This is a genomic window from Nemorincola caseinilytica (assembly GCF_039540515.1).
GTDB classification, from domain to species: domain Bacteria; phylum Bacteroidota; class Bacteroidia; order Chitinophagales; family Chitinophagaceae; genus Nemorincola; species Nemorincola caseinilytica.
In genome coordinates this window covers 99,919-126,741 of the sequence record NZ_BAABFA010000007.1, presented here as the reverse complement: position 1 = coordinate 126,741, position 26,823 = coordinate 99,919, and the positions used below count along the sequence as shown (strand labels likewise).

At 52.3% G+C, this 26,823-nt stretch carries 25 protein-coding genes; 12 read left to right on the top strand and 13 right to left on the bottom strand.

The annotated features are described in order from the left end of the window. Positions 1-7 precede the first annotated feature (7 nt). The 3 genes from ABD843_RS04565 (at position 8) to ABD843_RS04555 (ending at position 1,677) form a co-directional block, all read left to right on the top strand. Positions 8-520, top strand: coding sequence for a hypothetical protein (locus tag ABD843_RS04565; RefSeq protein ID WP_345079192.1), 513 nt, complete (start codon positions 8-10; stop codon positions 518-520). Positions 521-623: 103 nt separating this feature from the next. Next, positions 624-1,157: a GNAT family N-acetyltransferase gene (locus ABD843_RS04560; protein WP_345079189.1), complete on the top strand. Its 534-nt coding sequence runs from the start codon at positions 624-626 to the stop codon at positions 1,155-1,157. Positions 1,158-1,236: 79 nt separating this feature from the next. Continuing rightward, positions 1,237-1,677, top strand: a complete 441-nt coding sequence (locus ABD843_RS04555) for a c-type cytochrome (RefSeq protein WP_345079186.1) — start codon at positions 1,237-1,239, stop codon at positions 1,675-1,677. A gap of 6 nt (positions 1,678-1,683) precedes the next feature. On the opposite strand, the gene ABD843_RS04550 is transcribed toward ABD843_RS04555, so the two are convergent. Then, positions 1,684-2,769, bottom strand: coding sequence for a mannose-1-phosphate guanylyltransferase (locus ABD843_RS04550; RefSeq protein ID WP_345079183.1), 1,086 nt, complete (start codon positions 2,767-2,769; stop codon positions 1,684-1,686). A gap of 169 nt (positions 2,770-2,938) precedes the next feature. Beyond that, positions 2,939-3,526, bottom strand: a complete 588-nt coding sequence (locus ABD843_RS04545) for a NifU family protein (RefSeq protein WP_345079180.1) — start codon at positions 3,524-3,526, stop codon at positions 2,939-2,941. A 347-nt stretch (positions 3,527-3,873) separates the two neighbouring features. Here ABD843_RS04545 and ABD843_RS04540 point away from each other — a divergent pair, with 347 nt between their 5' ends. Beyond that, positions 3,874-4,269 carry a hypothetical protein gene (locus ABD843_RS04540; RefSeq protein ID WP_345079177.1) on the top strand — a complete coding sequence of 132 codons (396 nt, stop codon included), beginning with the start codon at positions 3,874-3,876 and terminating at the stop codon, positions 4,267-4,269. 40 nt (positions 4,270-4,309) lie between these two features. After that, entirely contained in the window at positions 4,310-8,791 is a 4,482-nt protein-coding gene (locus ABD843_RS04535) for a T9SS type A sorting domain-containing protein (protein ID WP_345079174.1), read from the top strand. A gap of 139 nt (positions 8,792-8,930) precedes the next feature. On the opposite strand, the gene ABD843_RS04530 is transcribed toward ABD843_RS04535, so the two are convergent. From ABD843_RS04530 to ABD843_RS04520, 3 genes are all read right to left on the bottom strand, one after another. Then, on the bottom strand, positions 8,931-10,430 hold the full coding sequence (locus ABD843_RS04530) for a RapZ C-terminal domain-containing protein (RefSeq protein WP_345079171.1): 1,500 nt from the start codon (positions 10,428-10,430) through the stop codon (positions 8,931-8,933). Next, positions 10,414-10,920 carry a SixA phosphatase family protein gene (locus ABD843_RS04525; protein WP_345079168.1) on the bottom strand — a complete coding sequence of 169 codons (507 nt, stop codon included), beginning with the start codon at positions 10,918-10,920 and terminating at the stop codon, positions 10,414-10,416. The genes ABD843_RS04530 and ABD843_RS04525 overlap by 17 nt, the downstream gene beginning before the upstream one ends. A 75-nt stretch (positions 10,921-10,995) precedes the next feature. Then, a complete protein-coding gene (locus ABD843_RS04520; protein WP_345079165.1) occupies positions 10,996-11,373 on the bottom strand; it encodes an STAS domain-containing protein in 378 nt (125 codons plus the stop codon). A gap of 181 nt (positions 11,374-11,554) precedes the next feature. Here ABD843_RS04520 and ABD843_RS04515 point away from each other — a divergent pair, with 181 nt between their 5' ends. From ABD843_RS04515 to ABD843_RS04500, 4 genes are all read left to right on the top strand, one after another. Then, the gene (locus ABD843_RS04515; protein ID WP_345079162.1) at positions 11,555-14,095 is read left to right on the top strand and encodes an ATP-dependent Clp protease ATP-binding subunit; all 2,541 of its coding nucleotides are present in this window, start codon (positions 11,555-11,557) and stop codon (positions 14,093-14,095) included. A 386-nt stretch (positions 14,096-14,481) separates the two neighbouring features. Next, a complete protein-coding gene (locus tag ABD843_RS04510) occupies positions 14,482-14,844 on the top strand; it encodes a VOC family protein (RefSeq protein WP_345079159.1) in 363 nt (120 codons plus the stop codon). 33 nt (positions 14,845-14,877) lie between these two features. Beyond that, entirely contained in the window at positions 14,878-15,180 is a 303-nt protein-coding gene (locus tag ABD843_RS04505) for an MmcQ/YjbR family DNA-binding protein (protein WP_345079156.1), read from the top strand. A 37-nt stretch (positions 15,181-15,217) separates the two neighbouring features. After that, positions 15,218-16,867 carry a hypothetical protein gene (locus ABD843_RS04500; protein WP_345079153.1) on the top strand — a complete coding sequence of 550 codons (1,650 nt, stop codon included), beginning with the start codon at positions 15,218-15,220 and terminating at the stop codon, positions 16,865-16,867. Here the strand turns inward: ABD843_RS04500 and lpxB are convergent. Both lpxB and ABD843_RS04490 read right to left on the bottom strand, forming a co-directional pair. Continuing rightward, the gene (gene lpxB, locus ABD843_RS04495; RefSeq protein WP_345079150.1) at positions 16,854-17,966 is read right to left on the bottom strand and encodes a lipid-A-disaccharide synthase; all 1,113 of its coding nucleotides are present in this window, start codon (positions 17,964-17,966) and stop codon (positions 16,854-16,856) included. The genes ABD843_RS04500 and lpxB overlap by 14 nt on opposite strands. A gap of 1 nt (position 17,967) precedes the next feature. Beyond that, on the bottom strand, positions 17,968-18,261 hold the full coding sequence (locus ABD843_RS04490) for a hypothetical protein (protein ID WP_345079147.1): 294 nt from the start codon (positions 18,259-18,261) through the stop codon (positions 17,968-17,970). Between the two features lie 89 nt (positions 18,262-18,350). Between ABD843_RS04490 and ABD843_RS04485 the strand changes: the two genes are divergently transcribed. Beyond that, positions 18,351-19,142, top strand: a complete 792-nt coding sequence (locus ABD843_RS04485; protein ID WP_345079144.1) for a phosphosulfolactate synthase — start codon at positions 18,351-18,353, stop codon at positions 19,140-19,142. Between the two features lie 111 nt (positions 19,143-19,253). After that, positions 19,254-21,146 (top strand): TonB-dependent receptor, encoded by a 1,893-nt coding sequence (locus ABD843_RS04480; RefSeq protein ID WP_345079141.1) that lies wholly within the window; start codon positions 19,254-19,256, stop codon positions 21,144-21,146. Between the two features lie 125 nt (positions 21,147-21,271). On the opposite strand, the gene rseP is transcribed toward ABD843_RS04480, so the two are convergent. From rseP to rpsF, 6 genes are all read right to left on the bottom strand, one after another. Continuing rightward, the gene (rseP, locus tag ABD843_RS04475; RefSeq protein WP_345079138.1) at positions 21,272-22,630 is read right to left on the bottom strand and encodes an RIP metalloprotease RseP; all 1,359 of its coding nucleotides are present in this window, start codon (positions 22,628-22,630) and stop codon (positions 21,272-21,274) included. Positions 22,631-22,753: 123 nt separating this feature from the next. Continuing rightward, positions 22,754-23,923 (bottom strand): 1-deoxy-D-xylulose-5-phosphate reductoisomerase, encoded by a 1,170-nt coding sequence (locus ABD843_RS04470; protein WP_345079135.1) that lies wholly within the window; start codon positions 23,921-23,923, stop codon positions 22,754-22,756. Positions 23,924-24,017: 94 nt separating this feature from the next. Continuing rightward, positions 24,018-25,103, bottom strand: a complete 1,086-nt coding sequence (gene prfA / locus ABD843_RS04465) for a peptide chain release factor 1 (RefSeq protein WP_345079132.1) — start codon at positions 25,101-25,103, stop codon at positions 24,018-24,020. Between the two features lie 154 nt (positions 25,104-25,257). Beyond that, complete coding sequence (rplI, locus tag ABD843_RS04460; RefSeq protein WP_345079130.1) at positions 25,258-25,704, bottom strand: 50S ribosomal protein L9; 447 nt, start codon at positions 25,702-25,704, stop codon at positions 25,258-25,260. Positions 25,705-25,711: 7 nt separating this feature from the next. Further along, a complete protein-coding gene (gene rpsR / locus ABD843_RS04455) occupies positions 25,712-25,978 on the bottom strand; it encodes a 30S ribosomal protein S18 (protein ID WP_345079128.1) in 267 nt (88 codons plus the stop codon). Between the two features lie 12 nt (positions 25,979-25,990). Beyond that, on the bottom strand, positions 25,991-26,353 hold the full coding sequence (rpsF, locus tag ABD843_RS04450; protein ID WP_345079125.1) for a 30S ribosomal protein S6: 363 nt from the start codon (positions 26,351-26,353) through the stop codon (positions 25,991-25,993). A gap of 253 nt (positions 26,354-26,606) precedes the next feature. Here rpsF and ABD843_RS04445 point away from each other — a divergent pair, with 253 nt between their 5' ends. Further along, on the top strand, positions 26,607-26,795 hold the full coding sequence (locus ABD843_RS04445) for a hypothetical protein (RefSeq protein WP_345079124.1): 189 nt from the start codon (positions 26,607-26,609) through the stop codon (positions 26,793-26,795). The last annotated feature ends 28 nt before the right edge of the window (positions 26,796-26,823 follow it).

Genomic DNA, 26,823 nt, shown 5'->3' with positions numbered 1-26,823 from the left:
CAGCAATATGAAACAGTTCATCACCATCGCATCGGCAATATGCCTTATGTCCATGCTTCACAGTTGTGCCACCATCGTCAATGCCAGTAAGAAGGGTAAGACAGAGGTATTCCTCATAGATGCGCCCGGCGACATACAGGCATCATCGAACGGGCAAAGCCTGAGTAAGACAAGCGAGGTATTTGCCGCCAATGGCCGTACCAATGGCGCTGTGGCCTTCTATACAACGGCAGTGATGCTGCCCCGCAAAAAAAGAGCCACGCTAGAGCTGTACTCGCCATCTACCGGGCAAAAAGCTACTGTAGCGCTGAAACCCAAGCTGTGGGGCAAAATGGTGATAGCAGATGCCCTGCTGACGGCAGGCATAGGCTGGCTGATAGATGGGCCTACCGGTAACCTGCTGACACTGAAACCCCGCCTGATAGACGTACCCGCAGCAATGGCCGGCAAGCCCCGCAGCAAGTGGCGCAGCCAGGGCAAACTGAAGCGCCAGACCAAGCGTGGCATTAAAAAAGGATAGTCATCATTACCCCTTCCAATATCCCTTGCGCCCCTGTGTACACAGGGGCTTTTTTGGTGCGTGGCGCACAGGGGCCTTATATTCGCATATACACCGCATGCTCATGTCTCCACATTCCGGTATCACACTTAAAGGCGGACTGCTAACGCTGCGCCCCATGCTATCTGCCGATCATGAGGCGCTTTACCATATAGCAGCCGATCCGCTGATATGGGAGCAGCATCCGGAGCGTACCCGCTATATGCCGGAGGTATTCGCCCGCTACCTGGAAAGCGCAATGGCATCGCAGAGCGCCTTTGTGGCTATAGATAATATCAGCGGCGAGATAATAGGCAGCTCTCGCTACTATAACTACGACCCCGCTACAGGTAACATAGCTATAGGCTATACCTTCCTGGTACGCAGATGCTGGGCCAATGGCTACAACAAGGAAATGAAATGCCTGATGATAGACCATGCTTTTACTTTTGCAAAGACCATATCTTTTCATGTAGGCAGCCACAACCACCGCTCGCGAAAGACGGTAGAGAAAACGGGTGCTACCCTGTACAAGACCCTGCAAAATGAAGTGGAATACCGCCTCGCCGAAGAGCAGTGGATACAGAATGCCGGCTACAGGCCTGCCGACCGACCCTAAAAGAAAAAGTACAGGAGTTGTGTTTATTTTCTGCTTCTTGCTAAATTTACCGCCGTTCACACAAAGCCTCCCTTCTGACATGAAGAAAGTATCCCTGCTATTTTGTGCTGCCCTTGCAGTAATGTTCGCAGTGTCTTGCGGCAGCAGCGAAAGCACTACCGACAAGCAACCATTCTCTACCGATGATGTAAAGGCCGAGGCATCGAAGCCCGGCGGAGAAGATATATACAAGCGTGCCTGTGCGCAGTGCCATATGGCGGGCGGCGACGGGCTACCCAATGTGTACCCGCCACTGGCGGGATCGGATTACCTGGCCAACAGGGAGAAGACCATACTGCAGGTGATAAAAGGCAGCAGCGGCGAAATGGTGGTGAACGGCAAAACGTATAACAATACTATGCCACCCCAGCAGCTGAACGACGAGGAGGTAGCAGCCGTACTGTCTTATGTATACACCAATATGGGAAATACGGGTACTGCCGTTACCATAGATGAGGTAAAGGCCGCCAGGGCGAAGTAGTACCCTTTACAGGTACCTGTCGCCCTTGTTGCGTTTCACTTCGGCCACATATTCCTTTATCTGCTGCTCGCGGTTGCGCTCGCATATCAGCAGTACATCGGGCGTGTCTACCACTATGAATTTCTCCAGGCCCTGCAGCACCACCAGCTTTTCGTTGGGGGCTTTTATCATACACTCGGTGGCGTCTATCACCATCACATTATTGCCCAGCACGGCATTGCCCAGGTAGTCCTTCTCGCTGTTGTCATATGCCGACTCCCATGTGCCCAGGTCGCACCAGCCGAAGTAGGAAGGTATCACATATACATTGCGCGCCTTCTCCATTATACCATAGTCTATAGATATGTTGGTACAGTGAGGGTACAGCCTTACTATGGCATCGTGCTCGGCAGGGGTATTGTACACGTTCTTTGCCTGCAGGAACACATCGTTCATCTCGGGCAGGAAGTGCTCCAGCGCTTCCATTATGGTCTGCACGTTCCATACGAATATGCCCGAGTTCCAGAGGAAGTCTCCGCTCTTCAGGAAGGTGCGGGCCAGCTCCAGCGATGGTTTTTCGGTAAAGGTCTTCACGCGGTAGACCTTGTCTATCTCCTGCTCTACATCGTACTGTATGTAGCCATAGCCAGTATCGGGGCGGGTGGGTTTTATGCCCAGCGTCAGCATGGCCTTGTGCTTCGATACGAACTCCAGCGCATCCTGCGTGGTACGCTCAAAGGAGTGCTCGTCCATTATCAGGTGGTCGGCCGGCGACATCACTATATTGGCATTGGGATTCAGCGCCATTATCTTGTGTGCGAAGTAGGCCGCGCAGGGTGCGGTGTTCTTTCGCGATGGCTCTGATATGATGTTGGCATCATTTATCTCGGGTATCTGCTGGCGCAGGGTGGCCATATACTGCTCATTGGTGATGAAGTATATGTTCTCCTTGGGGCAAATATGCTTGAAGCGGTTGTACGTCCACTGTATGAGCGACTTGCCGGTACCCAGTAGGTCCAGGAATTGCTTGGGCAGGTGTGTGCGGCTCTCTGGCCAGAACCTGCTGCCTATACCGCCGGCCATTATGGCCACATAGTTGTTCTGAATGTTCATTGCGGGCTATTGATGGCGCTGCCGGTGGCTGCAGCACCAAGTATATTTGTTGGGAAACAATGTTTGGTTCGGGTATAAAAATAAGGTAATTCCCTGTCATTTACCGCTATATAGCACACAAGGCAGCATACCGGGGTATACTGCCTTGCCATTATCTTATTTCTGGTCATTACTCTGCCTCGGCCACTACTTCCTTTACCTCGGGTATCATGCGTTTCATCATGCCCTCTATGCCCGATTTCAGGGTGATCATAGATGAGGGGCAGCCCGAGCATGAGCCCTGCAGCATCAGCTTCACGGTGCCATCTTCAAAACCCTTGAAGCTGATAGCGCCGCCATCCATCTCTACTGCGGGTTTCACATAGTTCTCCAGCAACTCTTTTATGCGCACCACTACGTCGGTATCGTCGCCGCTTATGGTCGCTTCGGCCTGTTTTACTATCTGGTCTTCGTTTATCACCGCACGGCCTTCTTCCAGGTATTCCTTCAGGAACTGCCTTACCGATGGTATCACATCGTCCCAGTTTGTATCGGGGGTCTTTGTGAGGGTCACGAAATTGCTGGCTATGAACACGCTCCTGATGAAGGGGAAGGCGAACAGCTCTTTCGCCAGGGGCGATGGCCCTGCAGCAGATTCATCGGGGAAATCGATGCTTTTGCCCGGGTACAGCAGCTTGTTGGCCACAAATTTCATTGTCTCCGGGTTGGGGGTCATCTCGGTATATATGCTCACTATGGTATTTCCGGTCTTCAACATATCGCTTGTATTTGTCACAAAAGTAGTGAGATCTGCGCTTTGTACCACATTGTTTGTGCTGATACGCATATCGGCAGTATGGTCTAAGAGTTAAAGATGATTAACAAGCGGATAACTACTTGTCGGCCCGAAACGACATTTCGGCGTCTGTAAACGGCACTTCGTCGGGTTTAGTAGCAGATCCGTAATAATGTATACTAAGTTGCTATGAAATAAAATCATTAACACTTTAAAGTCTAGACACATAATGCTTTCAGAGAAACGCATACGATCGCCTGGCGCGTGAGCCATAACAGCTAAAAATATCCCCAACAAATTCTTTTTCACCTTATAAAAATATGACCCAAATGAAAAAATTCATCCTGATATGCGGGCTGGGTATCATCATCCAGGCACATGCACTGGCACAGACCAGCTATACCGCTGCCCAAGTGGCAGCATCCAAGACCGAATTCATATCGAAGGCCCATGAGCTGGAAACCCTCTTAGAGGGCGGCTCGCAGGAAGCGATAGTAGCCAAATGGCGAGAGATGCAGGGAATGGTGAAGATCTTCTTTTTAGCATACGAGCAACAACTGAAGGAAGCGAAACAGGCAAATGATGCCTCGGGTATATCTCGGGCAAAGACCAAAATATCGGATCAGGGGTCTTTGCTGAATACTGTCATGCTGTTATCCGCGGACATGAAGGGCAATGCAGCAGATCTCAATGCTGCTATAAGTGCCTTTGCAGCAGGGCTTTGATATTCTTCTTTCTCAGATCGTAAACTAAAAAGAAAACACAATGAAAAGATATGTATTATGGCTTATCATCGCAATGATAGCCAACTTTTCTGCGATGGCGCAATGCAGCTTCGCACCGAATATGGACTTTGAAACGGGTGGCTTTAGCAACTGGCAGATCACACTAGGTTCCAATGCTCCCCCTATCGCATGGTCGGCGACCGTAGTACCGCCGGTCATCAATCAGGCCGAGATCATGTCTGGTACAGGCACAGATGGATATGGCGGATTCCCTGTGGTTTGTCCGACTAGCATATTGCCCGGCAACAATTTCTCTTTAAAGCTAGGTGGTACCTTGGCCGGCCAGCGAGCCACCAGGGCAAAATATACTGTGACCGTACCTGCTACCGAGTCTTATGTCGTAGTGAACTATGCTTTCGCTCTTGTGATACAGGATCCGGGTCATGATGAAGTAGACCAGCCATTCTTCAAGGCTTCAGCTTATGATAATAGTGGCAACGTCCTCTCTTGTGCTTCCTACAATTACAATGCCGTGAGCCTTCCGGGATTCATACTGTCTGCCAATCCAATAGGCGGCGGTATGACATGGTATCAGAATTGGCGTACAGGCAGCCTGAAGATACCTTTGAGTGCTTCCCCTGCCACTATAGAATTCGTTACGGCAGACTGTTCTCAAGGCGGACATTTTGCATATGCTTATGTCGATGTCGATTGTACGCCATTCTTATCCACCATACGTCCTTGCTATCCGGGAACTACCTCGCTCCCCAATGCCCCTCAGGGTTATAGCACTTACAACTGGTATGAGTTGCCCTTATGGACATTCATAAGCTCTACAACTGCTGGCGGCGCTCCTTCCATTTCAGCTCCCAGCAGCCCTACAGACTATGCTCTTGTAATGACGGCTTTCCCAGGTTTCGGATGTAACGAGACACTTTATGTACATGCCGAACCAAGACCAGGTGCCGATCCCGGGCATATAGCCGATATCACGATGTGCCAGGGCGATATAGTTACCCCCTCACACACCGGTACCCCAACTCCCGGCGGGACGTGGAGCATACAAAACCCATTGATAGCTAGCTTGAGCCCCGGGGGGACCGTTACCGGTCTTGCAGGAGGAACGACATTGATCACCTATTCTGTTTCTAACGACTGCGGCCCTACATATGCTACAGCTACCATTACCGTGATCCCCACGCCTTTGGCTGGGCACATAGACGATATGACAATGTGCGAAGGGTCCTCTGTCATGCCGGTACATACCGGGCCTTATAGCCCGGGTGGTACATGGAGTATAGATAATACTGCCATTGCCGATATAAATGCTGATGGCAGTATCAGAGGTGTTGCAGGAGGGACGACCACTGTCACATATTCCTATACAAATGCCTGTGGTACTGCATTCACCACCGCGCTGGTATCGGTCAACCCTTTACCAACATTCACCGGCTTTGCCGAGGTCACAGGTCATCACTGCGAAGGCACTGAACTTACCTTTCAGTTCTATACGGCACCAAATGCGATCATTTATTTCGAAACTGTACCCGGTGGCCTCGCCTACGGTCTTGCGCTTGGTTCTGGTCTGTTCTCTTATAGTACTACTGCAGCGTCTCCCAATACATCTATACACATCATCAGTATAGAGGACCCGCTATCGCATTGTACCATATACCCCGATGCATGGCTCCACATTTGCGTAGACCCTGTACCCGATGTACGATCGGTATGGGGCGATAAGCTGGAGATATGTGTAGGCGAAACAGTAACGTTCTCTTCACTGATAATGGGCCTTGGTAGCGGCACCGGTACCTGGAGCACAGATAACCCGGGTGTTATAGATCTGGGGCTGGCAGGATATGTAGGCCTTGGCGTTGGCCCCGGCACTGCTACGGTATACTATGGCGTTACCAACTGCTGCGCTTCTTCCAGCAACTCTACCGTTATCACTGTGAACCCACTGCCGTCGGTAACAGATATATCGTACTTCGGCTGCCTGCTGCCATGCCCCAATATGGACCTCTATTTCCACATCACCGGCACACCGGGCGCTACCGTATACTGGAGCTGGCAAGACCCAGCTACCCTGATATGGCATAGCGGGCTGACCGCAACGATACCTGCCTCAGGTATAGCTACTGTTTTTGCTACACCTGGCGCCTCGGGAGAAGGTATGGTATATGTACGCATAGACGACATAATAAGCGACAAAGGCTGCCACGGCCGCAACAATGCCGGCGGCATGATAAAGATAGCATGGCCACAGGCTACGATAATGAACGACCCCGAGACCAAGTGTGTAGGACAGACCATGACACTCTACTTCCAGGGGCCTAAATATGGCAAGGCATGGTTCCACCTGGCGCCTTCCGGCCCCGATATGTATGTAGACCTCGATGCAACAGGACAGGGCACCTATACTACAGGGCCCCTGGCAGCAGGCACCTATACCTACTGCATCACCGGCGCTACAGGCTGCTGCACCCACATGTATGCAGGCAACTGCTTTACATTCACGGTATACGAGTATCCTACAGTAGTAGTATCGGCTACGCCAAACCCTGTATGCGAGGGCGATAATGTAGTGTTCACCACTACTGTTACACCTACAGCTACCGACTATGTATGGTCTTTCGCCGATCCTGTAAGGCCGGGCTTTATTGTGGGTCTTCCATCTGTAACGCTCTCTTCGGTGACAATGGCAGACAATGGGTATAACGGTGTTACCGTATACAACCATCGCTGCGGCACAAGCGCCAGTGTGAACCTGGTGGTAAGGGCGCTGCCTGTGGTCACCTCTATCACCTATGTAGGCTGCAAGATACCATGCCCCGGTACACCGCTGGTGTACAAGATAACAGGTACACCCGGCGCTACCGTGACATGGGAATACAACGACCCCTGCTGCCCCGGAACGATCACCGGGTCTCCCGTTACGCTCAATAGCTCGGGCGTAGGCTATGCCACAGTATTATATGGCGTACACAATGAAGGCATGGTGGTGATGACGGCTACCAGCGTCACCTCGCACCTCGCGCCATACTGCAAGGGTGTGAAGCTGCAGAGCTGCAAGCAAAAAGTAGCTTGGCCTTATGCCGATATATGCAGCAATGGTAAGGCAGCCTGTGGCACCAAGCCTGTGACACTGCAGATATGCGGCTCCCCCAATACTACGGTGTCTGTTACGGCTACACCGGCGGTGTTCCCACCCATACTGGTACCGCTGGATGCTATGGGCAATGGTTCATTCACCCGGACGATAGGTGTTACCACTACTTTCCAGGTGGCATGGGTGCTGGGCTGCTGCCTGCATACTGTTGCCGGTACACCTGTAACGGTGGTAAGGCTGCCATACCCTACCATGACGCTGACGTATAACGACCCGCTGTGCGAGGGCAATGACCTGGTACTCACTGCCACCTGCACCGGCTGTACCGACCCGTATTATTGGGAAGGGCCTGCCTACCCAACAGGTATGGGCATACTGCCAGACTATTCATCTACCCCTACATATACCATATCGGGTGTTACGCCTGCATACAATGGCCTGTATGCGGTTACCGGTGCGGCAGTTGACAGGAATGCAAGGCTTCGCTGCGAGGCGAATTCTGTAGTAGATGTCATTGTTCACCCGCTGCCTGTAGTGTCTATGACATGTGGTGGCGCTGTATGCCCATCGGCGGCCACATCGCCTGTCACACTTAACTTCACGGGTGGTCCTTCGCTTGGCTCGGTGTCATTCACCAGCAGTCCTTCGTTCCCCGGTGGTTCTGGCTCTGCAGGGCTCAATATCAGTGGCGATGGCTCTGCTACGGTAGCTGTGCCTACCTCGTCCATGCCGGTACACTTTGCGCTTACCAGCGTTACAGCATCTGCCGCAGATGGCGGCTGTACCAACCACCATATACTGGCCGGTTGCAGCATCACCGATTCGGTGGTAACGCCGCCTACTGGCTGCCCTGTGTACTATGATGATGTTACCAATTCGCTGGTAGTGGTAGGCTGGGTGCCCGGCGTATTTGTGAAAATATGGGCGCTGGATGCCAGCCTGAACCCTGTGGCAGGAGGTACTATCACACTCACAGCGGCCGTTACACCTATGTCGCCATTGTATAGCGGTGCATTGTACCTCACAGTGTTCCAGTTCGGTATAGGCGATTGTACATGGGGTTTTGATTGCAATGTGCATATGCCATATCCTGCGCCAAGACCAGGCGCTGCCGAAGAAGGTGATATGGCCGCTACGGCCGATGCAGCAAGCCTGGTGCGTATAATACCCAACCCCAATACCGGCACATTCACCCTGATGGGTGATATAGCTGGCATGACCGGCGAAAAGACCATGGAAATGGAGATAGTGGACATGCTGGGAAGGGCGATATACAAGAACACTGTGCCTGTGACGAACGGACACATAAAGGCCGCAGTGAAAATGGATGATGAGATAGCCAATGGTACATACCTGCTGAGGATCACAGGGAATGACCAGAACCGCACTATACGCTTCGTAGTGCAGAAGTAGTAGCGTGCTTTGCTATTCTTATCCTTTCAAAGGGCCGGTATGATACCGGCCCTTTGTTTTGCTAGCGTGCGGCCACTAAAAGAAATGGGCCAATGTCGGAAGACATTGGCCCATTATCATTATCGCGTTGCGCTATGGTTTAGTGTGCATTGGTATCGGTAGGTTGCTCATCGGCCAGCAGCCACTTCTTCTCGTTCAGGTGGGTCACTTCCACCTTTACGTTGTAGCGGGCGCGCAGGTGCTTTGCTAGCTCGTTGGCGGCATATACCGAGCGGTGCTGCCCGCCGGTGCAGCCAAAGGAGATGCTCAGCTGCTCGAAGCCGCGTGCTATATAGTCTTCCACGTTTATAGACACCAGGGCATATACATGGTTCATGAAGTCGGGCATGCGCGTTTCGCGCTCCAGGAACTGTTTCACCAGCTCGTCATTGCCGGTAAGGTATTTGTAGGCCGCATACCTGCCGGGGTTGAGGAGGCCACGGCAATCGAACACATAGCCACCGCCATGCGGGCCCGATGCCTTGGGTATGCCGCCCTTGTAAGAAAAGCTGCATACCTGTATCTCCAGCTTGGGCTCCTTGTCTGTAATGGCGGTAGCGTACCTGTCCTGCATATCGCGCGAGGTGATCTTTTCCAGCAGCGAGCGCAGCTCGGGGTAGTTGGGTGTCTGCGGATGACCGGACAGGAAGGTCTCCAGGTTCTTCAGCGCGGGGCCTATGCTGGTGATGAAGTGTGCCTTGTGCTGCAGCAGTCCCCTGAAGCCATATGCGCCCAGTACCTGCAGCAGCCTCACCAGTACGAACTGTACATAGCCGCGCCTGAAGTATATCTCGTCCATACGCGGTACATGCAGGTCGGCAAGAGATGCTATATAGCTGTTCAGCAGGTCTTCCTTCCACGGCGCGGGCAGTTGTGCGCGCGCCTGCCACAGCAGCGATGCTATATCGTACTGCGGCGGCCCCTGCATGCCGCCCTGGAAATCTATGAAGTACAGCTTGCCCTCATGTACCATTATATTGCGGCTCTGGAAGTCGCGGTACATGAAGGTCTGCGGCTGCACACGGCCCAGGTCCTTGCTCAGCAGCTCCATCTCGCTTATGAGCAGCGAGCGGTCGTAAGGTATGCCCTGCAGGTCGGCAAAGTAATATTTGAAATACAGCAGGTCGGACATGATGGCCTTCTCGTCGAACTGGCGGGCAGAGAAGCACTGCTTGTAGTCGGCCTCGCGGCCGGCCACCCACTGTACCTTGGCCAGTTGTGCCAGCGCCTTGTGGTACAGCTTGCGCACGTTCTCGGTATAGCCCTCCTTTATCACCAGGTCGAAGAGGGTGGTCTTGCCTACATCTTGCTGCAGGTATGCCCTGCGGTCCTTACTGCGGTGGTATATCTCGGGCACATTTATCTGGTGCCTGCGAAAAAGCTCTGTGAAGTAGAAGTAGGTATTGTTCTCGGCCACATTGGTATTGTAGGTACCTATGGCCACTGTACTGCCCGATGTGATGCGATAGTATCGCCTGTCGGAGCCCGATACGGCAAGCGCCTCTATAGACTCCGGCTTTTTATCGAAGTGTTCTTCGAACAGTTTTTCCAGTGTGGCCGTTATCTGTGCTGTAGTGGCCTTATTAGCGATCATGCTCATTTTTAGGGGTGTCGTATAAAAAAACGTTCTTCTTTGCGGTAGCCAGCTCGGCCCAGCTTGCGGCAGAGAAGCTGGCCGCTACCACGCCGCATGTAGGCAGGTTGCCTACATAGAACTGTGGCGACAACTGATTGGCGAACTCTGTGATGCCGGGATTGTGCGCCACCATGAACACAGTGCTCACATCATCGGCCACGGCATACAGCACCTCTTCCATAGTGGCAGGCACACAGTGGTACAGTTTCTCTTCCAGTTGTATGCGGTCTTTGTCGTACCCCAGCACCTCGGCCATTAGCAGTGCCGTCTGGCGTGTTCTTTTAGCAGAGCTGGCTATTACCAGGTCGGGTATCAGCCCTGCCTTTTTCAGCCTTGCCGCCATTTCGGGTGCATCGCGGTTGCCCCTGTCGTTGAGCGGCCTTTCAAAGTCGCTCTTCAAAGGGTCGTTCCAGCTCGATTTGGCATGCCTTATCACTACAAGGGTACGTTCCATATTCAAAGAAGGGGTGTCTTATTGGGCAGTGCTACACAAACGCAAAGTAACTAAAAACCGCGCACTTGCCCTAAGCTATCCTTCCTCTTCAAAGAGGTCGCGCTCCAGTATCTCCATACTTATTATATCTATTGCCTCTATCATCTTGGGTGCCAGGTTTATCAGTTCATCGGTCTCGCTCTGCTTTATGGCGGCCAGCACTTTGCCCTTTACCCCCGTGAATACCAGCGATCTGCCCATGCTGTAGCTTTCCTCGTGCATGGCCACCAGCCCCTCAATGGCCTCATTTTCAATGCTGCTGCAGTGCTGCAGGTCTACAATGAAGTTCTGACTGCCGCTTTGCCTCATTTTTCGGATAGTAGCATGCAGCTCCTCTGACAAATTAACCGATATTTCATCGCCCATAGGCGTTATTACTGAAAAAGTGTCTCTGGTATCAATTTTGAAGTCCATTGGTATAATTCATTTAGAGGTGATGGCGATGGTGATGTGGCATAACTAAAAATAAGATCTTTTTCCGAATGCCACTTTACGAACGTAAGAGATCTATAAGTCCGCAAAATACACTTATAATTATTGCAGATAGCCCGAACCCCTAAAATCATTAACTTTATAAAAAATCAGGAGAACCAACATGGATTCCAATTTCTCGCCAAAAGTAAAAGAGATAATATCGTACAGCAGGGAAGAGGCGCTTAGGCTCGGCAATGATTTCATAGGCACAGAACACCTGTTGCTTGGCCTGATAAGGGAGGGCGACGGTATGGCCCTCAAGGTATTGCAGAGTATGCATGTAGACCTCTTCGAGCTGCGCAAAGAGCTGGAAAGCGCTATCAAGGACAAGAACAACAAGCCTATGTCCAGCATCAACAGCCTGCCACTTACCAAGCAGGCCGAAAAGGTGATACGCATCACCGTGCTGGAGGCCAAAGCGCTGAAAAGCCCCACAGTAGAGACAGAGCATCTGATGCTGAGCATACTGAAGAACAAAGAGAATGTGGCTACACAGATACTGAGCAACCTGGATGTGGACTATGAGCGCTTCAAAGGGGAGCTGAGCATACTGCAGGGTGGTAGCCCGTCGGCCGACTACAACGATCCCGGATCGGAAGAGTTCGACGATGATGACGAACGCCGCCAGTACCAGCAGCGCAAGCCACAGACGGGCAACACCAAGTCGAAGACGCCGGTGCTGGACAACTTTGGCCGCGATATAACCCGCATAGCCGAGCTGGGCAACCTGGACCCCATAGTGGGCCGCGAGGAAGAGATAGAGCGCGTATCGCAGATACTATCGCGCCGCAAGAAGAACAACCCTATACTGATAGGCGAGCCCGGCGTGGGCAAGACGGCCATAGTAGAAGGCCTGGCACTGCGTATAGTGCAGCGCAAGGTTTCGCGTGTGCTGTTCGACAAGCGTGTGATAAGCCTGGACCTGGCCGCACTGGTGGCAGGTACCAAATACCGTGGCCAGTTCGAAGAGCGCATGAAGGCCATAATGAACGAGCTGGAGAAGAACCGTGATGTGATACTCTTCATAGACGAGATACACACCATAGTAGGCGCAGGTGGCGCATCAGGCTCGCTGGATGCTTCCAACATCTTCAAGCCTGCACTGGCGCGTGGCGACCTGCAATGCATAGGCGCATCTACCCTGGATGAATACCGCATGTACATAGAGAAGGACGGCGCACTGGACCGCCGCTTTCAGAAGGTGCTGGTAGAGCCGCCAAGCGTGGACGAGACCATCATCATACTGAACAACATACGCTCTAAGTACGAGGACTTCCACAACGTGAGCTACGACCAGGAGGCCATAGAGGCCTGCGTGAAGCTGAGCGACCGCTACATGACCGACCGCCTGCTGCCCGACAAGGCCATAGATGTGCTGGACGAGGCAGGCGCACGCGTGCACCTGAAGAACATAAACGTACCGCAGAACATACTGGACCTGGAGAAGAAGATAGAAGATATAAAGCAGGAGAAGAACAAGGTGGTGAAGAGCCAGCGTTTTGAAGAGGCCGCCGCACTGCGCGACCGCGAAAAACGCCTGGGCGAAGAGCTGGACCGTGCAAAGGCAGAGTGGGAAGAAGAGGCCAAGCACAGGCGCTACCCCATAGGCGAGGAAGCCATAGCCGAGGTGATAAGCATGATGACGGGCATACCCGTGATGCGCATGGTAGAGGCCGAAAGCGCCAAGCTGCGCCGCATGGGCGAAGACCTGCAGGGCTCTGTAGTGGGCCAGGACGATGCCATAATTAAAGTGGTGAAGGCCATACAGCGAAACCGTGTGGGGCTGAAAGATCCGCGCAAGCCTATAGGCTCGTTCATATTCCTGGGCCCTACGGGCGTGGGCAAGACCGAGCTGGCCCGCGCGCTGGCCCGCTATATGTTCGACGGGGAAGATGCCCTGATACGGGTGGACATGAGCGAATACATGGAGAAATTCTCGCTGAGCCGCCTGATAGGCGCGCCTCCCGGATATGTAGGCTATGAAGAGGGCGGCCAGCTTACCGAAAAGGTACGCCGCAAGCCCTACTCTGTAGTGCTGCTGGACGAGATAGAGAAAGCGCATCCCGATATATTCAATATCATGCTGCAGGTACTGGACGATGGACAGTTGACCGATGGCCTGGGTCGCAAGGTGGATTTCAAGAACACCCTCATCATCATGACGTCGAACATTGGCGCAAGGCAGCTGAAGGACTTTGGCACCGGTGTGGGCTTTGCTACCAATGCCAAGACCGTGAGCACTGAAGAGACCAGCCGTGGTGTGATAGAAAAGGCGCTGAAGCGCACCTTCTCGCCCGAGTTCCTGAACCGTATAGATGATGTGATCATCTTCAACACGCTGGACGAAGGCCACATCAGCCTCATCATAGACATCATAATGAAAGATGTGCTGAAACGCCTGAACACGCTGGGCTTCAGCCTCACCCTTACTGCCGGTGCGCGCAAGTTCATAGCAGAGAAGGGGTACGACCAGCAGTTCGGCGCAAGGCCGCTGCACAGGGCCATACAGAAATACCTGGAAGACCCGCTGGCCGAGGAGATCCTCAATCACCGCATCACTGCGGGCGATACCGTGACCGCCGACTACAGCGAGACCGATGGCAAGATAGTCTTCGAGATATACCGTACGCCGGCGCCTACAGAGGCCACAGATGGTCAATAGCACTGATCGTACAGATATAAATAATAAGCGGCTGCCTTTTGGGCAGCCGCTTCGTCTTATAGCTATAGAGTCGGGGGGTGGGAAAAAGTCTTGTTATCTCAGGTGTCAGGGTATGCTACATAGAGTAGTTGCGCTCCTTTATGTAGGAATTTATCTTCCTGAACATGGTTATTATCAAAAAGCTCAGTGCCAGCATAAAGGTTCGTTTTTAAGGGGGTGGTGAATGTGTTTCCTTTTCTTATGCAAACATACCCCGCATACAGGCCGTTCGCTACGGGAAAAATCCCGTATTTATGAAGTGAATAGGCGGGCATCAGGAACATCTGCTTCATATTGCATGAAAACAGATAACTTTATACTATCACTATCCAATGACCTGTTCAGATATGAACAAACTATTCAGTTATACGGCCATACCCTGCGAGGACTTCGAACGCGCTTTTGCCTTCTATAACCATATTACCAACGGCATGCTTGCCAGGAACCCGCATGTGCCCTTTCCCATGGCCTACTTCACAGACAAAGATGGCAACAATGTGGGCCACTTGTTCCAGTTGCCACCTTTCCGGCCAGCTGGTGATGGCGCCGTGGTGTACATGGAACCTGCCGATATAGATACCATGCTGGCACAAATAGAAAAAGCCGGTGGCAAGACCATTATGCCTAAGACCCCACTGGGCCCCGGCAAAGGACACTGGGCGGTATTTCTGGATAGCGAAGGAAATAAATTGGCATTACACACTAAATAACACACAATAGTAGATCTCGGTCATATTCGCGCATTGGCACTGGCCTTCCCCGGCACAGAGGAAAAGCCGCACTTCGAAAAGCCCTCCTTCCGCTACCGCGACAGGATATTCGCTACCTACCATACCCGGGATGGCCGCGCTATGCTACGGCTGACACCGGTAGAGCAGTCGGTGTATGTGAGCTACAACAGTGCAGTGTTCTACCCAGTACCCGGCGCATGGGGCACAAAGGGCTATACAATGGTAGATATAAGCAAGGTGCGGAAAGATATATTCAAAGAAGCACTGACGGCCGCATACAATGGCGTGGCCGCAAAGCCGAAAAAGAAAGAGTGACCTTTCTTTTTTCGTAAATTACATTTAAAAAAGAACTATGACCCGTATTCTATTCACTATCACTTTATACATCATCACATTCGCTGCCGCGCAGGCAAAGGACAGTTATGACATGAGTACTACGCTGAGCCTGGATGAGGTAGGCATCAACAAAGTGCTGTGCATGGAAAATGGCAATACCATGCTCTTCCACTTCCAGATAGGTAAGCCTATAAAGGTGATGGTGTTCGACAGTACGCACAAGCGCATAGCCAGCACACAGGCCCAGTGCCGCGAGCTGGACCTCTTCATGCTCACCACATCCCTCTTCAAGGGCCTGTATGAGATAGGTGGCGAGGCCGTTGTGTTCTTCGAGCAGCAGAACCTGGGCAAGCATAGCCTCATACGCATGCGCTTCAACGGCAATATAGGAAAACTGGTAGAAGAGAGAATAGTAGGCCGCTCCAAAAGCCTGGCAAAACCTACCCGCTTCTATGTGATGAAACAAAGGTCTGAGGCCGGCTACAAGATACTCTACAGCCAGGATGTGATGCAGTTCCGCGAATGCAATGTGCATGTGGCCTACTACAATGCCCGCCACGAGCAGTACCGCGATGTGCCCCTCCACTTCGACCGCAAGAGCTACGACTATATGACGGTAGTAGGCGCCGAATCTCATGGCGATGGCGTATGTGTAACACTGGCCCTATCGAACATGGTGATGAACGGTACGCGCTCCAACTCTATGGCCATCACCAATCCCATATACAACCACTACCTGCAGGTCTTTTACATACATGCCGACAGCACACGGCCCATACAGCGCAATATAGACCTCGCGTCCAACATCATACCTTACTATACGCATTATAGTCACAACCGGTTCGCAGGCACCATCAACCTCATGCTGCTCAGCTATAGCGATGCGCTCTACCGCTTCGGGCTAGAGATGCGCCCCACGGCCATGCTTGCCGATCTCTTCCTCACCTTCGATCCCGAGAACCTCGATGGCCGCTACACATGGGTCACCAACAAGCTGGCCAATGAAATGCTGATGGAAAAGACCGATACCGCGCAGCACTTCCGCGGTTTTCCCATTCGCATGTATACAAACAACAATGGGCTGTCTACCATCATATCCGAATCGTACGACCGCAATTTCACTTCCGAGAGCTTTTCGCGCAACCGCGTGATGGAGACCTACCTGGGCAATATATGCATCACCCAGGTGAACGATGAAGGCAAAGAGATATGGGGCACAGTACTGCCCAAGGCACAGTACTTCAAAAGCTACCGGCACTACTACGACCCCGCCAGCCTAGCCAAGCGCTGGCAGCAGCATGCCATGTTCGACGATATGCCACGGCAGGTATACGAGCGCCAGTTCATGTCGGGCAATACCTACAATAATGGCAGCGATATTTACATCATCTTCAACGATGGCAGCAAGAATTTCTCTAAACAAATAGACGAGCAACTGGATACGGTATTTCTTTCTGCCCTCTCCAATGCCTGCTACTACAAGCTGGATAAGAAACGAAACCTCACCAAAAAATTCCTTTTCGGCGAACCCATGAAGAAGGAGTACAAAAGCAGTTTTATAGAAGGCGCCGACTACGATGAAAAACGCAATACCTATGTATCGGTCATTCGGTACAAGCGCAGCGACTATGTATCGCTCAGGCTGGCATGGGCTACCCTCGATTGACGGTCTGCGCCAGCAGCACTATCTCGCGTGCCGCATTATCAGATGCCGGGCTGCTGCCCAGCTTGTACCATAGTTCCTTATGGTCTTGCGCCAGTGCGGCCTGGTACTGTTCATCGTTCAGCAGGCGATCCAGTGCGGCGGCCAGTTTTTCCGCTGTCAGGTCGTGCTGTATCAGCTCTGTTACCACGGGCTTGTCCATTATCAGGTTCACCAGCGATATGTACTTCACCTTTACCAGTTTCGTGGCCAGCCAGAACGATACTGCATTCCCCTTATAGCATACCACCTGCGGCACCCCGAAGAGTGCGGTCTCCAGTGTGGCCGTACCGCTGGTTATCAGCCCGGCCTTTGCCTGCTTCAGCAGGTTGTAGGTATTGCCCTTTACCAGTTGCACATCCCTGCCGCCCATTATCTCGTTATACAGTGCATCGGGCTGTGAGGGCGCCTGCGCTATTGCGAACCTGTATTGCGGAAAACGCTCCACCATCTGCAGCATTATGGGCAGCTTCACCCGTATCTCCTGCGCGCGGCTGCCGGGTAGCAGCGCTATCAGCGGCCTGTCCGATAGTGGCACGGTGGCCACCTCGTTGCGCTCATGGCTCACCACCTCTATCAGCGGATGCCCCACATAGGTCACCGGGTAGTCCCATTTTTTGTAGAAGTCCTCCTCAAAGGGCAGTATCACTAGCATCTTGTCCACGTCGCGCTTTATCTGCTTTACCCTGTTCTCCTTCCATGCCCATACCTGCGGCGATATGTAGTATACCACTTTTATACCCTGCTGCCTGGCCCATGCTGCTATGCGCAGGTTAAAGCCCGGGTAGTCTATGAGCACCAGCACATCGGGCCGGTACTGCAGTATGTCTTTTTTGCAAAAAGAGATATTGCCCATTATGGTGCGCAGGTGCATCAGCACCTCTACAAAGCCCATAAAGGCCAGGTCGCGGTAGTGCTTCACCACGGTAGCGCCTGCGGCCTGCATCTTATCGCCACCCCAGCAGCGCACATCGGCATGGGTATCCTGCCTGTGTATGGCCCTTATCAGGTTGCCACCATGCAGGTCTCCGCTTGCCTCGCCGGCTATGATGTAGTAACGCATATCACCAAACGAACATGACCAGCACTATGAACACAGCATACAGCATGGTAGCGCTCACTATACCGCGCATGGCATAGTCCAGTCTTTTGGTATTGCAGTAAACGAATGGAACAAGGTTGATGAGCAGGCTCAGTGTGAGCACCTTGCTTGCCGACTTGTGGTCGTGCATGAGCGATTGCAGCAGTCCCCCTATCGTGCTGCTGCTCCTGAACATCAGGAAGTACACGATGAAGAAGCCCAGCACAGGCAGCAGCAGGCCAACTACGAAACCGACGATAGGTACATTACGGCGCATAAATGCACGAATTATACCGCAATATACGACCACTAACGGCATAAAAGGGAATGAATTATCTTTGCCACGGTTTTTCAACATACATATTCATGAATTTTAAACTAAAGAACCTTCCCGAACGCACTACGATACCACGCACTTATGGCCTTACCATGGTGATGGATAAGGGCATGGGACTGGATGGTGTACGCGATTTCCTATCGGTGGCCGCACCATATGTGGACATAGTGAAGCTCGGCTTCGGTACCAGCGCTGTTACTGCCAACCTGCGCGAGAAGATAGAGATATACCAGAGCCACAACATACCTGTGTACTTTGGCGGTACCCTCTTCGAGGCATTCCTCATCCGCGACCAGGTAGACGACTATATACAGGTGATAAAAGACTACGGCCTGTCGCATGTAGAAGTGTCTGACGGCTCGGTTATCATACCTCACATAGAAAAGTGCGGCTACATAGAGAAGTTGGCAAAACATGCCACTGTATTCTCTGAGGTAGGCTCAAAAGATGCCACCCACATCATGCCACCATACAAATGGATAGAGCTGATGAAGGCCGAACTGGAAGCCGGTGCAACTTACGTTATTGCCGAAGCCCGCGAGGCAGGCAACGTAGGCATCTACCGCGGATCGGGCGAGGTACGCGAGGGCCTGGTACAGGAGATACTGACACAGATACCCTATGAGAAGATCATTTGGGAGGCGCCGCAAAAGGCACAGCAGGTATACTTCACAGAGCTGCTGGGCGCCAATGTGAACCTGGGCAACCTGGCCCCTGCCGAGGTGATACCGCTGGAGTCTATGCGCATAGGCCTCCGTGGCGATACCTTCCACCTATACCTGCCCAAGGAAGGTGTACATGTGATGCCACCATCGGAATAATTCCTGCGTTTACGATACATTCTGCACCCTGCTATCTTTCGGTGGCAGGGTGTTTTTTGTAATTTTACCACCATACCGTTACATACATTCACCCTCCAAACCCTCACCGGCGTGCTGCGAAAATTTATTCCCTTACTGCTACTGCTACCTGCCGTGCGGCTGCATGCACAGCAGCGCGATACCACCCTGGGTGAGGTAAAGGTGAGTACCACACGCAAACTTTTCAATAGTATAAAGCTGAACGATGGCGCGGCAGGCCAGCAGGTAAAGGTTATAGATACTATGCTGCTGAAACGGTATGGGATGCAGGATATGGCCACACTGCTGTCGCAGCAGATGCCTGTGTTCGTAAAGGCATACAGCTTCAATGGGCTTTCTACACTGGGCCTCAGGGGGGCCTCGGCGGCACAGTCGCAGGTGTTCTGGAATGGGGTGCCTATACAGAACGCGGCCCTTGGTGTTGCCGATATATCTACCATGCCCGTACTCTTCATTAGCCGGGCCAATATAGTATATGGTAGCTCGGGTGCGCTCTTCGGTAGTGGCAATGTAGGTGGCGCTCTAATGCTGGACAATGATGTCCCCGGCTTCGACCATCGGTACAAGAGGCTGGCCATCGCCACTGGCGCAGGAAGCTTTGGCCAATTCTCAGCCGGACTAAAGGGGGCCTATAACACCAAGAAGTGGTTCTTTTCCACCAGCGCATTCGCGCAAACGGCCCGCAACGACTATGGCTATACCACGGCTGCCGGCGACAAGGCAAAGATGCCCAACAGTACCCTGCAGAGCGGTGCGGCCATGCTGCAGGCCGCATATCAGATAAAAGACCAGAACGTGCTGCAGCTATCGGCATGGGTGCAGCAGTATGACAGGCGAATACCGCCGGCCCTCTTCGAGCCATACTCGGCAAAGCAGCAGCAGGATAGGTCGCTGCGTACTGTGGCGTCGTGGAGCCGTGTACGGTCCAATATGCTGCTTGTGACCGCATCGCTCATAAACGACAGCTATACCTATACCGACCCTGCTGTACAGTTGCGTTCGCAGGCGGGTGTGTACCAATACTTTCATGAGGTGACGTGGCGGCACTGGCACAAAAAGGGTGGTAGCCTGGTGCTGTTCTCGCCCGTGCAGGTATCGTGGCTGGCCTCCGGTGCCGACAGCCAGCGGCAGCAGCGCGCAGGCATAGGCGGCACCTATTCCCGCAGCGCGCTGAAGAAAAGAATGTTCCTGTCGGTACAGGCGCGTGCAGAGCGGGTGAATGCCACCAATATCTTCCTGCCGGGCGCAGGCGCCAATTATACGCTTGTAAAGGATCTGCTGGGGCTGAGGGCCACGGTGCAGCGCACCTACCGCATGCCCACGCTCAATGAGTTGTACTATTTTCCCGGAGGCAACCCTACGCTAAGGCCCGAACAGGGCTGGAGTCAGGATGCGGGTTATACCCTGAATATAAAACGGGGACGTACTATATACTATCACGATGTGGCCGTATTCAACCGGAATATAAATGACTGGATCATGTGGCTGGGCGGCGCCGTATGGACACCCCACAATATAGCCAGTGTGCACAGCCGTGGTGTGGAGACGGATAATAAGATCTCCTATAATTCAGGTGAATGGGGGCTGCAGCTGGGCATTGCCACATCCTATGTGCTGGCCACTACCACCGATAGTTATATGCCTGCCGATGGCAGCATAGGCCAGCAGATACCCTATACCCCGCGCTACAATGCACGCGGCAGCATTAGCTTCTCATGGCGGAAGCTATACCTTACTTATGGTCATACTTATACGGGCTATCGTTTCATCACCACCGATGAGTCGGCATGGCTCGATCCGTATAATACAGGGAACATACAGGCCATGTATGGTATGAAAATGCACAAGCACGATGTGCTGCTGAACGTGCAGTGCAATAATGTATGGAACGCCCGCTACTCTGTGGCAGGTTTCCGCCCCATGCCCGGCATCAACTGGATGGCCGGTGTGCGGGTAGAGCTGTGATGGGGAATGCGGCAATGCGATAATTCGGAAAATGCGAAGAGCGGTGTAGCTACACCGCTCTTCGCACTGTTTCTCCGCATTCACGGCTCATCTCCCTCTCCCTTGGAGAGGGGCGGGGAGAGGCCTTACTTGAATAGCCTCAGTATATCCAGGCCGTTGGCATATGCCATCAGGGCCAGCAGCAGTATAAGGCCTACCGATGTGGCACGCTCCATCACCTTCTCGCTCACCTGCTTGCCGGTTATCATTTCCCATACCAGGAATATCACATAGCCGCCATCGAGGCCGGGTATGGGCAGCAGGTTCATGAAGGCCAGTATCACCGATACGAAGGCCGTTAGCATCAGGAATTTCTGCATATCGAACTCGGCAGGGAATATCTTGCCAAAGCTGATGATGCCGCCCATGCTTTCGTTCACCTTTATCTCTTTGGATGTGAACATAAGCTTGAAGTTCTGTACATAGTCGCCGAATTTTTCGAAGGTGTAAGAAAACCCCTTACCTATGGCGGCCATCGGGCCATACTTTATCTCCTCGAATTTGAAATAATGTTCGGGATCCACATACTTGTAAAAGCCCACTATCCTGTCTTCAGGCAGTGTGCCTGTCAGCTGCATGGGCTGGCCGTTGCGTATTATGCTCAGGGTTATAGGCTGGCCTACTGCCAGTGTCTTTGCCACGCTATCGTACTGGTCTATGAATACAGTAGGTATGCCGTTCAGCGCTACTATACTGTCGTTCACCTGCAGGCCCATTTTATCTGCTTGTTTGCCCTTGGCCACGTCTTCTACTACCATAGGCATACGGGGCAGCACAAAAGTGCCCCTCGTACCCGATACTATGGAATGTACTATACCCGGCTTCACAGGCAGGTCTACCCGCTGCCCGTCGCGCTCCACGGTTATCACCTTTCCTTCGTCCATCACTATAGAAGGCAGTATCTTCTCGAACCTCGTTACCTGCTGGCCGTCTATGGCTATTACCTTATCGCCATGGTGCAGGCCCATAGACCGCGCGGTGCTGTCGGCCATGATACCATATTTCGCATTGGCCACGGGCAGGTATTCTTCGCCATATATGCTGAACACGGCTATGTACAGCACTATGGCCAGTATCACATTCACTATTATACCCCCCAGCATTATGAACAGGCGCTGGTAGGCCTTCTTGCTCCTGTATTCCCATGGCTGCGGTGGCAGGGCCATCTGTTCCTTGTCCATACTCTCGTCCACCATGCCGGCTATCTTCACATAGCCACCCAGGGGGAACCAGCCTATACCATACTCGGTATCGCCTTTTTTCTTCTTGAACAATGCAAAGTTCAGCAGGCCCGAGAAAGGAAAAAGAAAATCGAAGAAGAGGTAGAACTTCTCTACACGGGTCTTGAATAGGCGTGCAAAGAAAAAATGGCCGAACTCATGCAGTACTATCAGCAGGGACAGCGCAACAAAAAGCTGCACCACCTTCATCGCAGTGCCTGACATCAGTAAAAGGGTATCGAAATGCATGTTTATCTATGAAAGTATGAAGTATGAGTTATGAAGTATGAAGCGAGCGCGGAGCTTTGGAATTTGAACTTTGGAATTTGGAATTTGAATTTTTGAATTTTAGTACATGGATAGCTGGCTTTTCTTGGCATATTCCAGTGCATATTCGCGGGCCTCGGCATCGCTCTTGCGGTGGTCGTCCATTTCGGGGTTAGCTATGAAGGGCACACTTTCCAGTGTCTTCTCTATCATATCGCTCATTTCCATAAAGCCCACCTTGTTCTGCAGGAAGGCATGTACCAGCACCTCGTTGGCAGCGTTCAGCACGCAGGGGGCATTGCCGCCGCGTATCATTGCCTCCTTGGCTATGGCCAGGTTGCGGAAGGTCTTCAGGTCGGGCAGCTCGAAGGTGAGCTTCGAATGCTCCCTGAAGTCCACACGTTTATAGTTATTAGCTATGCGCTGCGGGAAGCCCAGCGCATATTGTATAGGCAGCTTCATATCGGGCAGGCCCATCTGCGACTTCACCGATCCGTCTGTGAACTGCACCATGCTGTGTATGATGGATTGCGGATGCACTATCACATCTATCTGCTCGTCGCGCAGGCCAAAGAGCCATTTCGCTTCTATCATCTCCAGCCCCTTGTTCATCAGGGTGGCGCTGTCTATCGATATCTTGGCGCCCATGCTCCAGTTGGGGTGCTGCAGCGCGTGCGATGCCTTTACGTTCACCAGGTAGTTGGGCTTGCGGCCCAGGAAGGGGCCGCCCGATGCCGTAAGTATCACCTTCTCTACCGCCGTGGTATCCTCGCCTACCAGGCATTGGAATATAGCAGAGTGTTCGCTGTCCACAGGTATTATGGCTGCGTTCTTTGCTGCCGCGCGGCGCATCACCAATTCACCGGCTACTACCAGTGTTTCCTTGTTGGCCAGGGCCACTGTCTTGCCCGCATCTACCGCCGCCAGCGTAGAGTTCAGTCCGGCAAAGCCTACTATGGCACCCAACACCACATCTACACTTTCCCATTGCACTACATCATCCAGCGACCGCTCGCCGGCAAATACTTTTATGGGCAGCATCATCAGTGCGTCCTTCACTTCTTTGTACCGGCTCTCATCGGTCACCACTACTGCATTGGGCTTGAACTTGCGCGCCTGCTCTATCAGCAGTGCGCTATTGCGGTGTGCGCTCAAAACCTCTACCTGGAAAAGTGCGGGATTGGCCGCTACCACTTCTAATGCCTGTGTGCCTATAGACCCCGTAGACCCCAATATCGCTATTCGCTTCATGCACCCGTTTTATTTACAGAACTTCAAAGATATTAAAAAGAAAAAGCTAAAATGTTAAAAGCATTGCCGCAGACGGCTCTGCCATGTACCGGCATCATATCACCGTTTCGCCGGCCTGCATCTTCTCGGCATTCTCGGCAAATTGCAGCGCATCCAGCATTTCCTGTATGTTGCCATTCATGAAATCGTCAAGGCTGTATATGGTCATATTTATGCGGTGGTCGGTTATGCGGCCCTGCGGGTAGTTGTACGTCCTTATCTTGGCCGATCGGTCGCCCGTGCTCACAAGGCTTTTGCGCCTGTGTGCTATTTCCTCTTCCTGCTTGCGCACCTGTTCTTCGTACAGGCGGGTACGCAGCATGTTCATGGCCTTTTCGCGGTTGCCCAGCTGCGATCGTTCTGTCTGGCACATCACCACCGTACCTGTCGGCAGGTGGGTCAGTATCACCTTCGTTTCCACCTTGTTCACATTCTGGCCACCGGCGCCGCCGCTTCGTGCGGTCTCCATCTTCACATCGCTCTCGCGCAGCTCAAAGTCTATCTCCTCGGCCTCGGGCATCACCGCTACCGTAGCTGCCGATGTATGCACCCTGCCGCTGGCCTCGGTAGCTGGTACACGCTGCACGCGGTGTACTCCGCTCTCGAACTTCATGATACCGTACACATCCTCTCCCGTTACCTCTACCTGTACCTCTTTGAAACCGCCTACCGTGCCCTCTGTTTCCGATAGTATGGCCACCTTCCAGCCACGGCGTTCGCAGTAGCGTACATACATGCGCATGAGGTCGCCGGCAAATATGCTGGCCTCGTCGCCACCGGTGCCGGCGCGTATCTCCAATATGGCGTTCTTCTCGTCTTGAGGGTCTTTTGGTATCAGCAGCTTGCGCAGCTCTTCTTCCAGTTCGGCTTTGCGGGTCTCTTCTTTTTCTATATCGTCCTTTGCCAGTGTGCGCAGGTCCTCATCGCTTTCGGTATCCAGCACCTCGCGGGCAAAGTCCAGGCTGTCCAGGCTGGCCCTGTAGGTCTTGTATACGGTCACTATCTTCTCCAGCTTGCGGTATTCCTTGCTCACCTGCGAAAAACGGTTGTTGTCGCTCACTACCTCCGGATTGGTAAGCGCCACCCCCAGGTCGTTGAACCTGGCATTGATGGCCTCCAGTTTTTCTACTATGGAACTCATTGCTTGCTGTTGTTGAGAAAATATAGCCTTTAAAAGGCGTGCAAAGTTAGCGAAAAAAGCGGTGGTTACAGCCTACAAAGCATCACTATGGCTGGCATAACAAAAAAGAGGATGCCGTCAGGCACCCTCTTTCCGTATCATCGGCAAGCGGATATTATTCGCTTACTACTTCGAATTCTATCTCCAGTACATTCTCCTTACCGAAATCGATAGAGGCTTTGTATGTACCTGCTTCTTTCACCTCGTCTATCACCGATATGCGGCGACGGTCTATCTCGTAGCCTTTCTGCTCGCGTATGGCGCGGGCTATCTGTATAGCAGTTACCGAGCCGAATATCTTGCCGCTCACGCCTATCTTCGCGCCTACTTTTATAGGCGACGCTTTCAGCACTTCGGTCACATTGGCTATCTCTGCCATCAGCTTAGCTTCTTTCTTCTGCAGCTGCTTGCGACGCTCTTCCATTATCTTCAGGTTAGAGCCGCTAGCTTCTATAGCATACTTCTGAGGTATCAGGTAGTTGCGGGCATATCCTGGCCTTACTTCTACCATTTCATGGGCCGAGCCCAGGTTGTCAACGTCTTTTATAAGAATAACTTGCATGTCTCGATTACTTTAAAAGGTCTGTAACATAAGGTAAGATAGCCATCTGGCGCGCTTTCTTTATAGCCTGCGCCACTTTGCGCTGGAACTTCAGCGAGTTGCCCGATATGCGGCGGGGCAGCATCTTGCCCTGCTCGTTCAGGAACTTCTTCAGGAATTCTCCGTCCTTGTAGTCTACATAACGGATGCCCATTTTCTTGAAACGACAGTATTTCTTCTGGCGTTTTTCCACACGCTGTGTGGTCAGGAATTTTATTTCGTTCTGTTTTGCCATTGCCAGTTAGTTTTATGCGTTCTCAGCGGTTAAGGTTTTGCTGCGCTTGCGGCCGTTGTATGCCACAGCGAACTTGTCGAGACGGGTGATCATGTGACGCATGATGTTCTCGTCACGGTTCATCTGAACCTCGAGCTTCGCGTTCACATCGCTGGTGGCCTGGAATTCTATCACCACATACAGGCCGGTGGTCTTCTTTGCTATAGGGTAAGCGAGCGAGCGCAGACCCCATGCATCTTCGTTCACGATCCTACCGCCATTGTCCTTGATGATGTCGGTGTACTTTTTCTGAGCTGTCTTGAAGTCATCCTCCGCCAGTACGGGAGTGAATATGACCATCAGCTCATAATCCTGCAGATTTGTTTCTGTTGCCATAAATGGTTTTTAAATTGTTCATCCCATTACCCGGCAGGAACATCGGTTATTCCCACAAGTGGGAACAGCCGGGAAATTTGGGAGTGCAAAGGTATGCGAAACAATTCTTTCATCCAAAAAAAATATAAACTCTTATGCCATATTGAATATCCTGTGGGAAACGAAATGCCACCTTTTGCATTTCGCTAACATACATTTCGGTAATTTCATATTGCAATAAACAACTATCACTGACTATCAACAACATACTGGCATGAACACGTTAACAGTTATCAAAAAGCAGCCAAGGCCATCGTCTTCCTGGCTGGCTGCTACAGGAAAACGGCTCAGGAAGTACATCAATGATCTTTTCAGGCCCGAAGTAGTGGAAGTGACCTTCAAAATGGAAGGTGACAGCGTTACCTATACCTATACCAAGGTCGACGAAAAGAAAGTGGCCTGACGGTGCCACCGCACATGTGCATGCATGT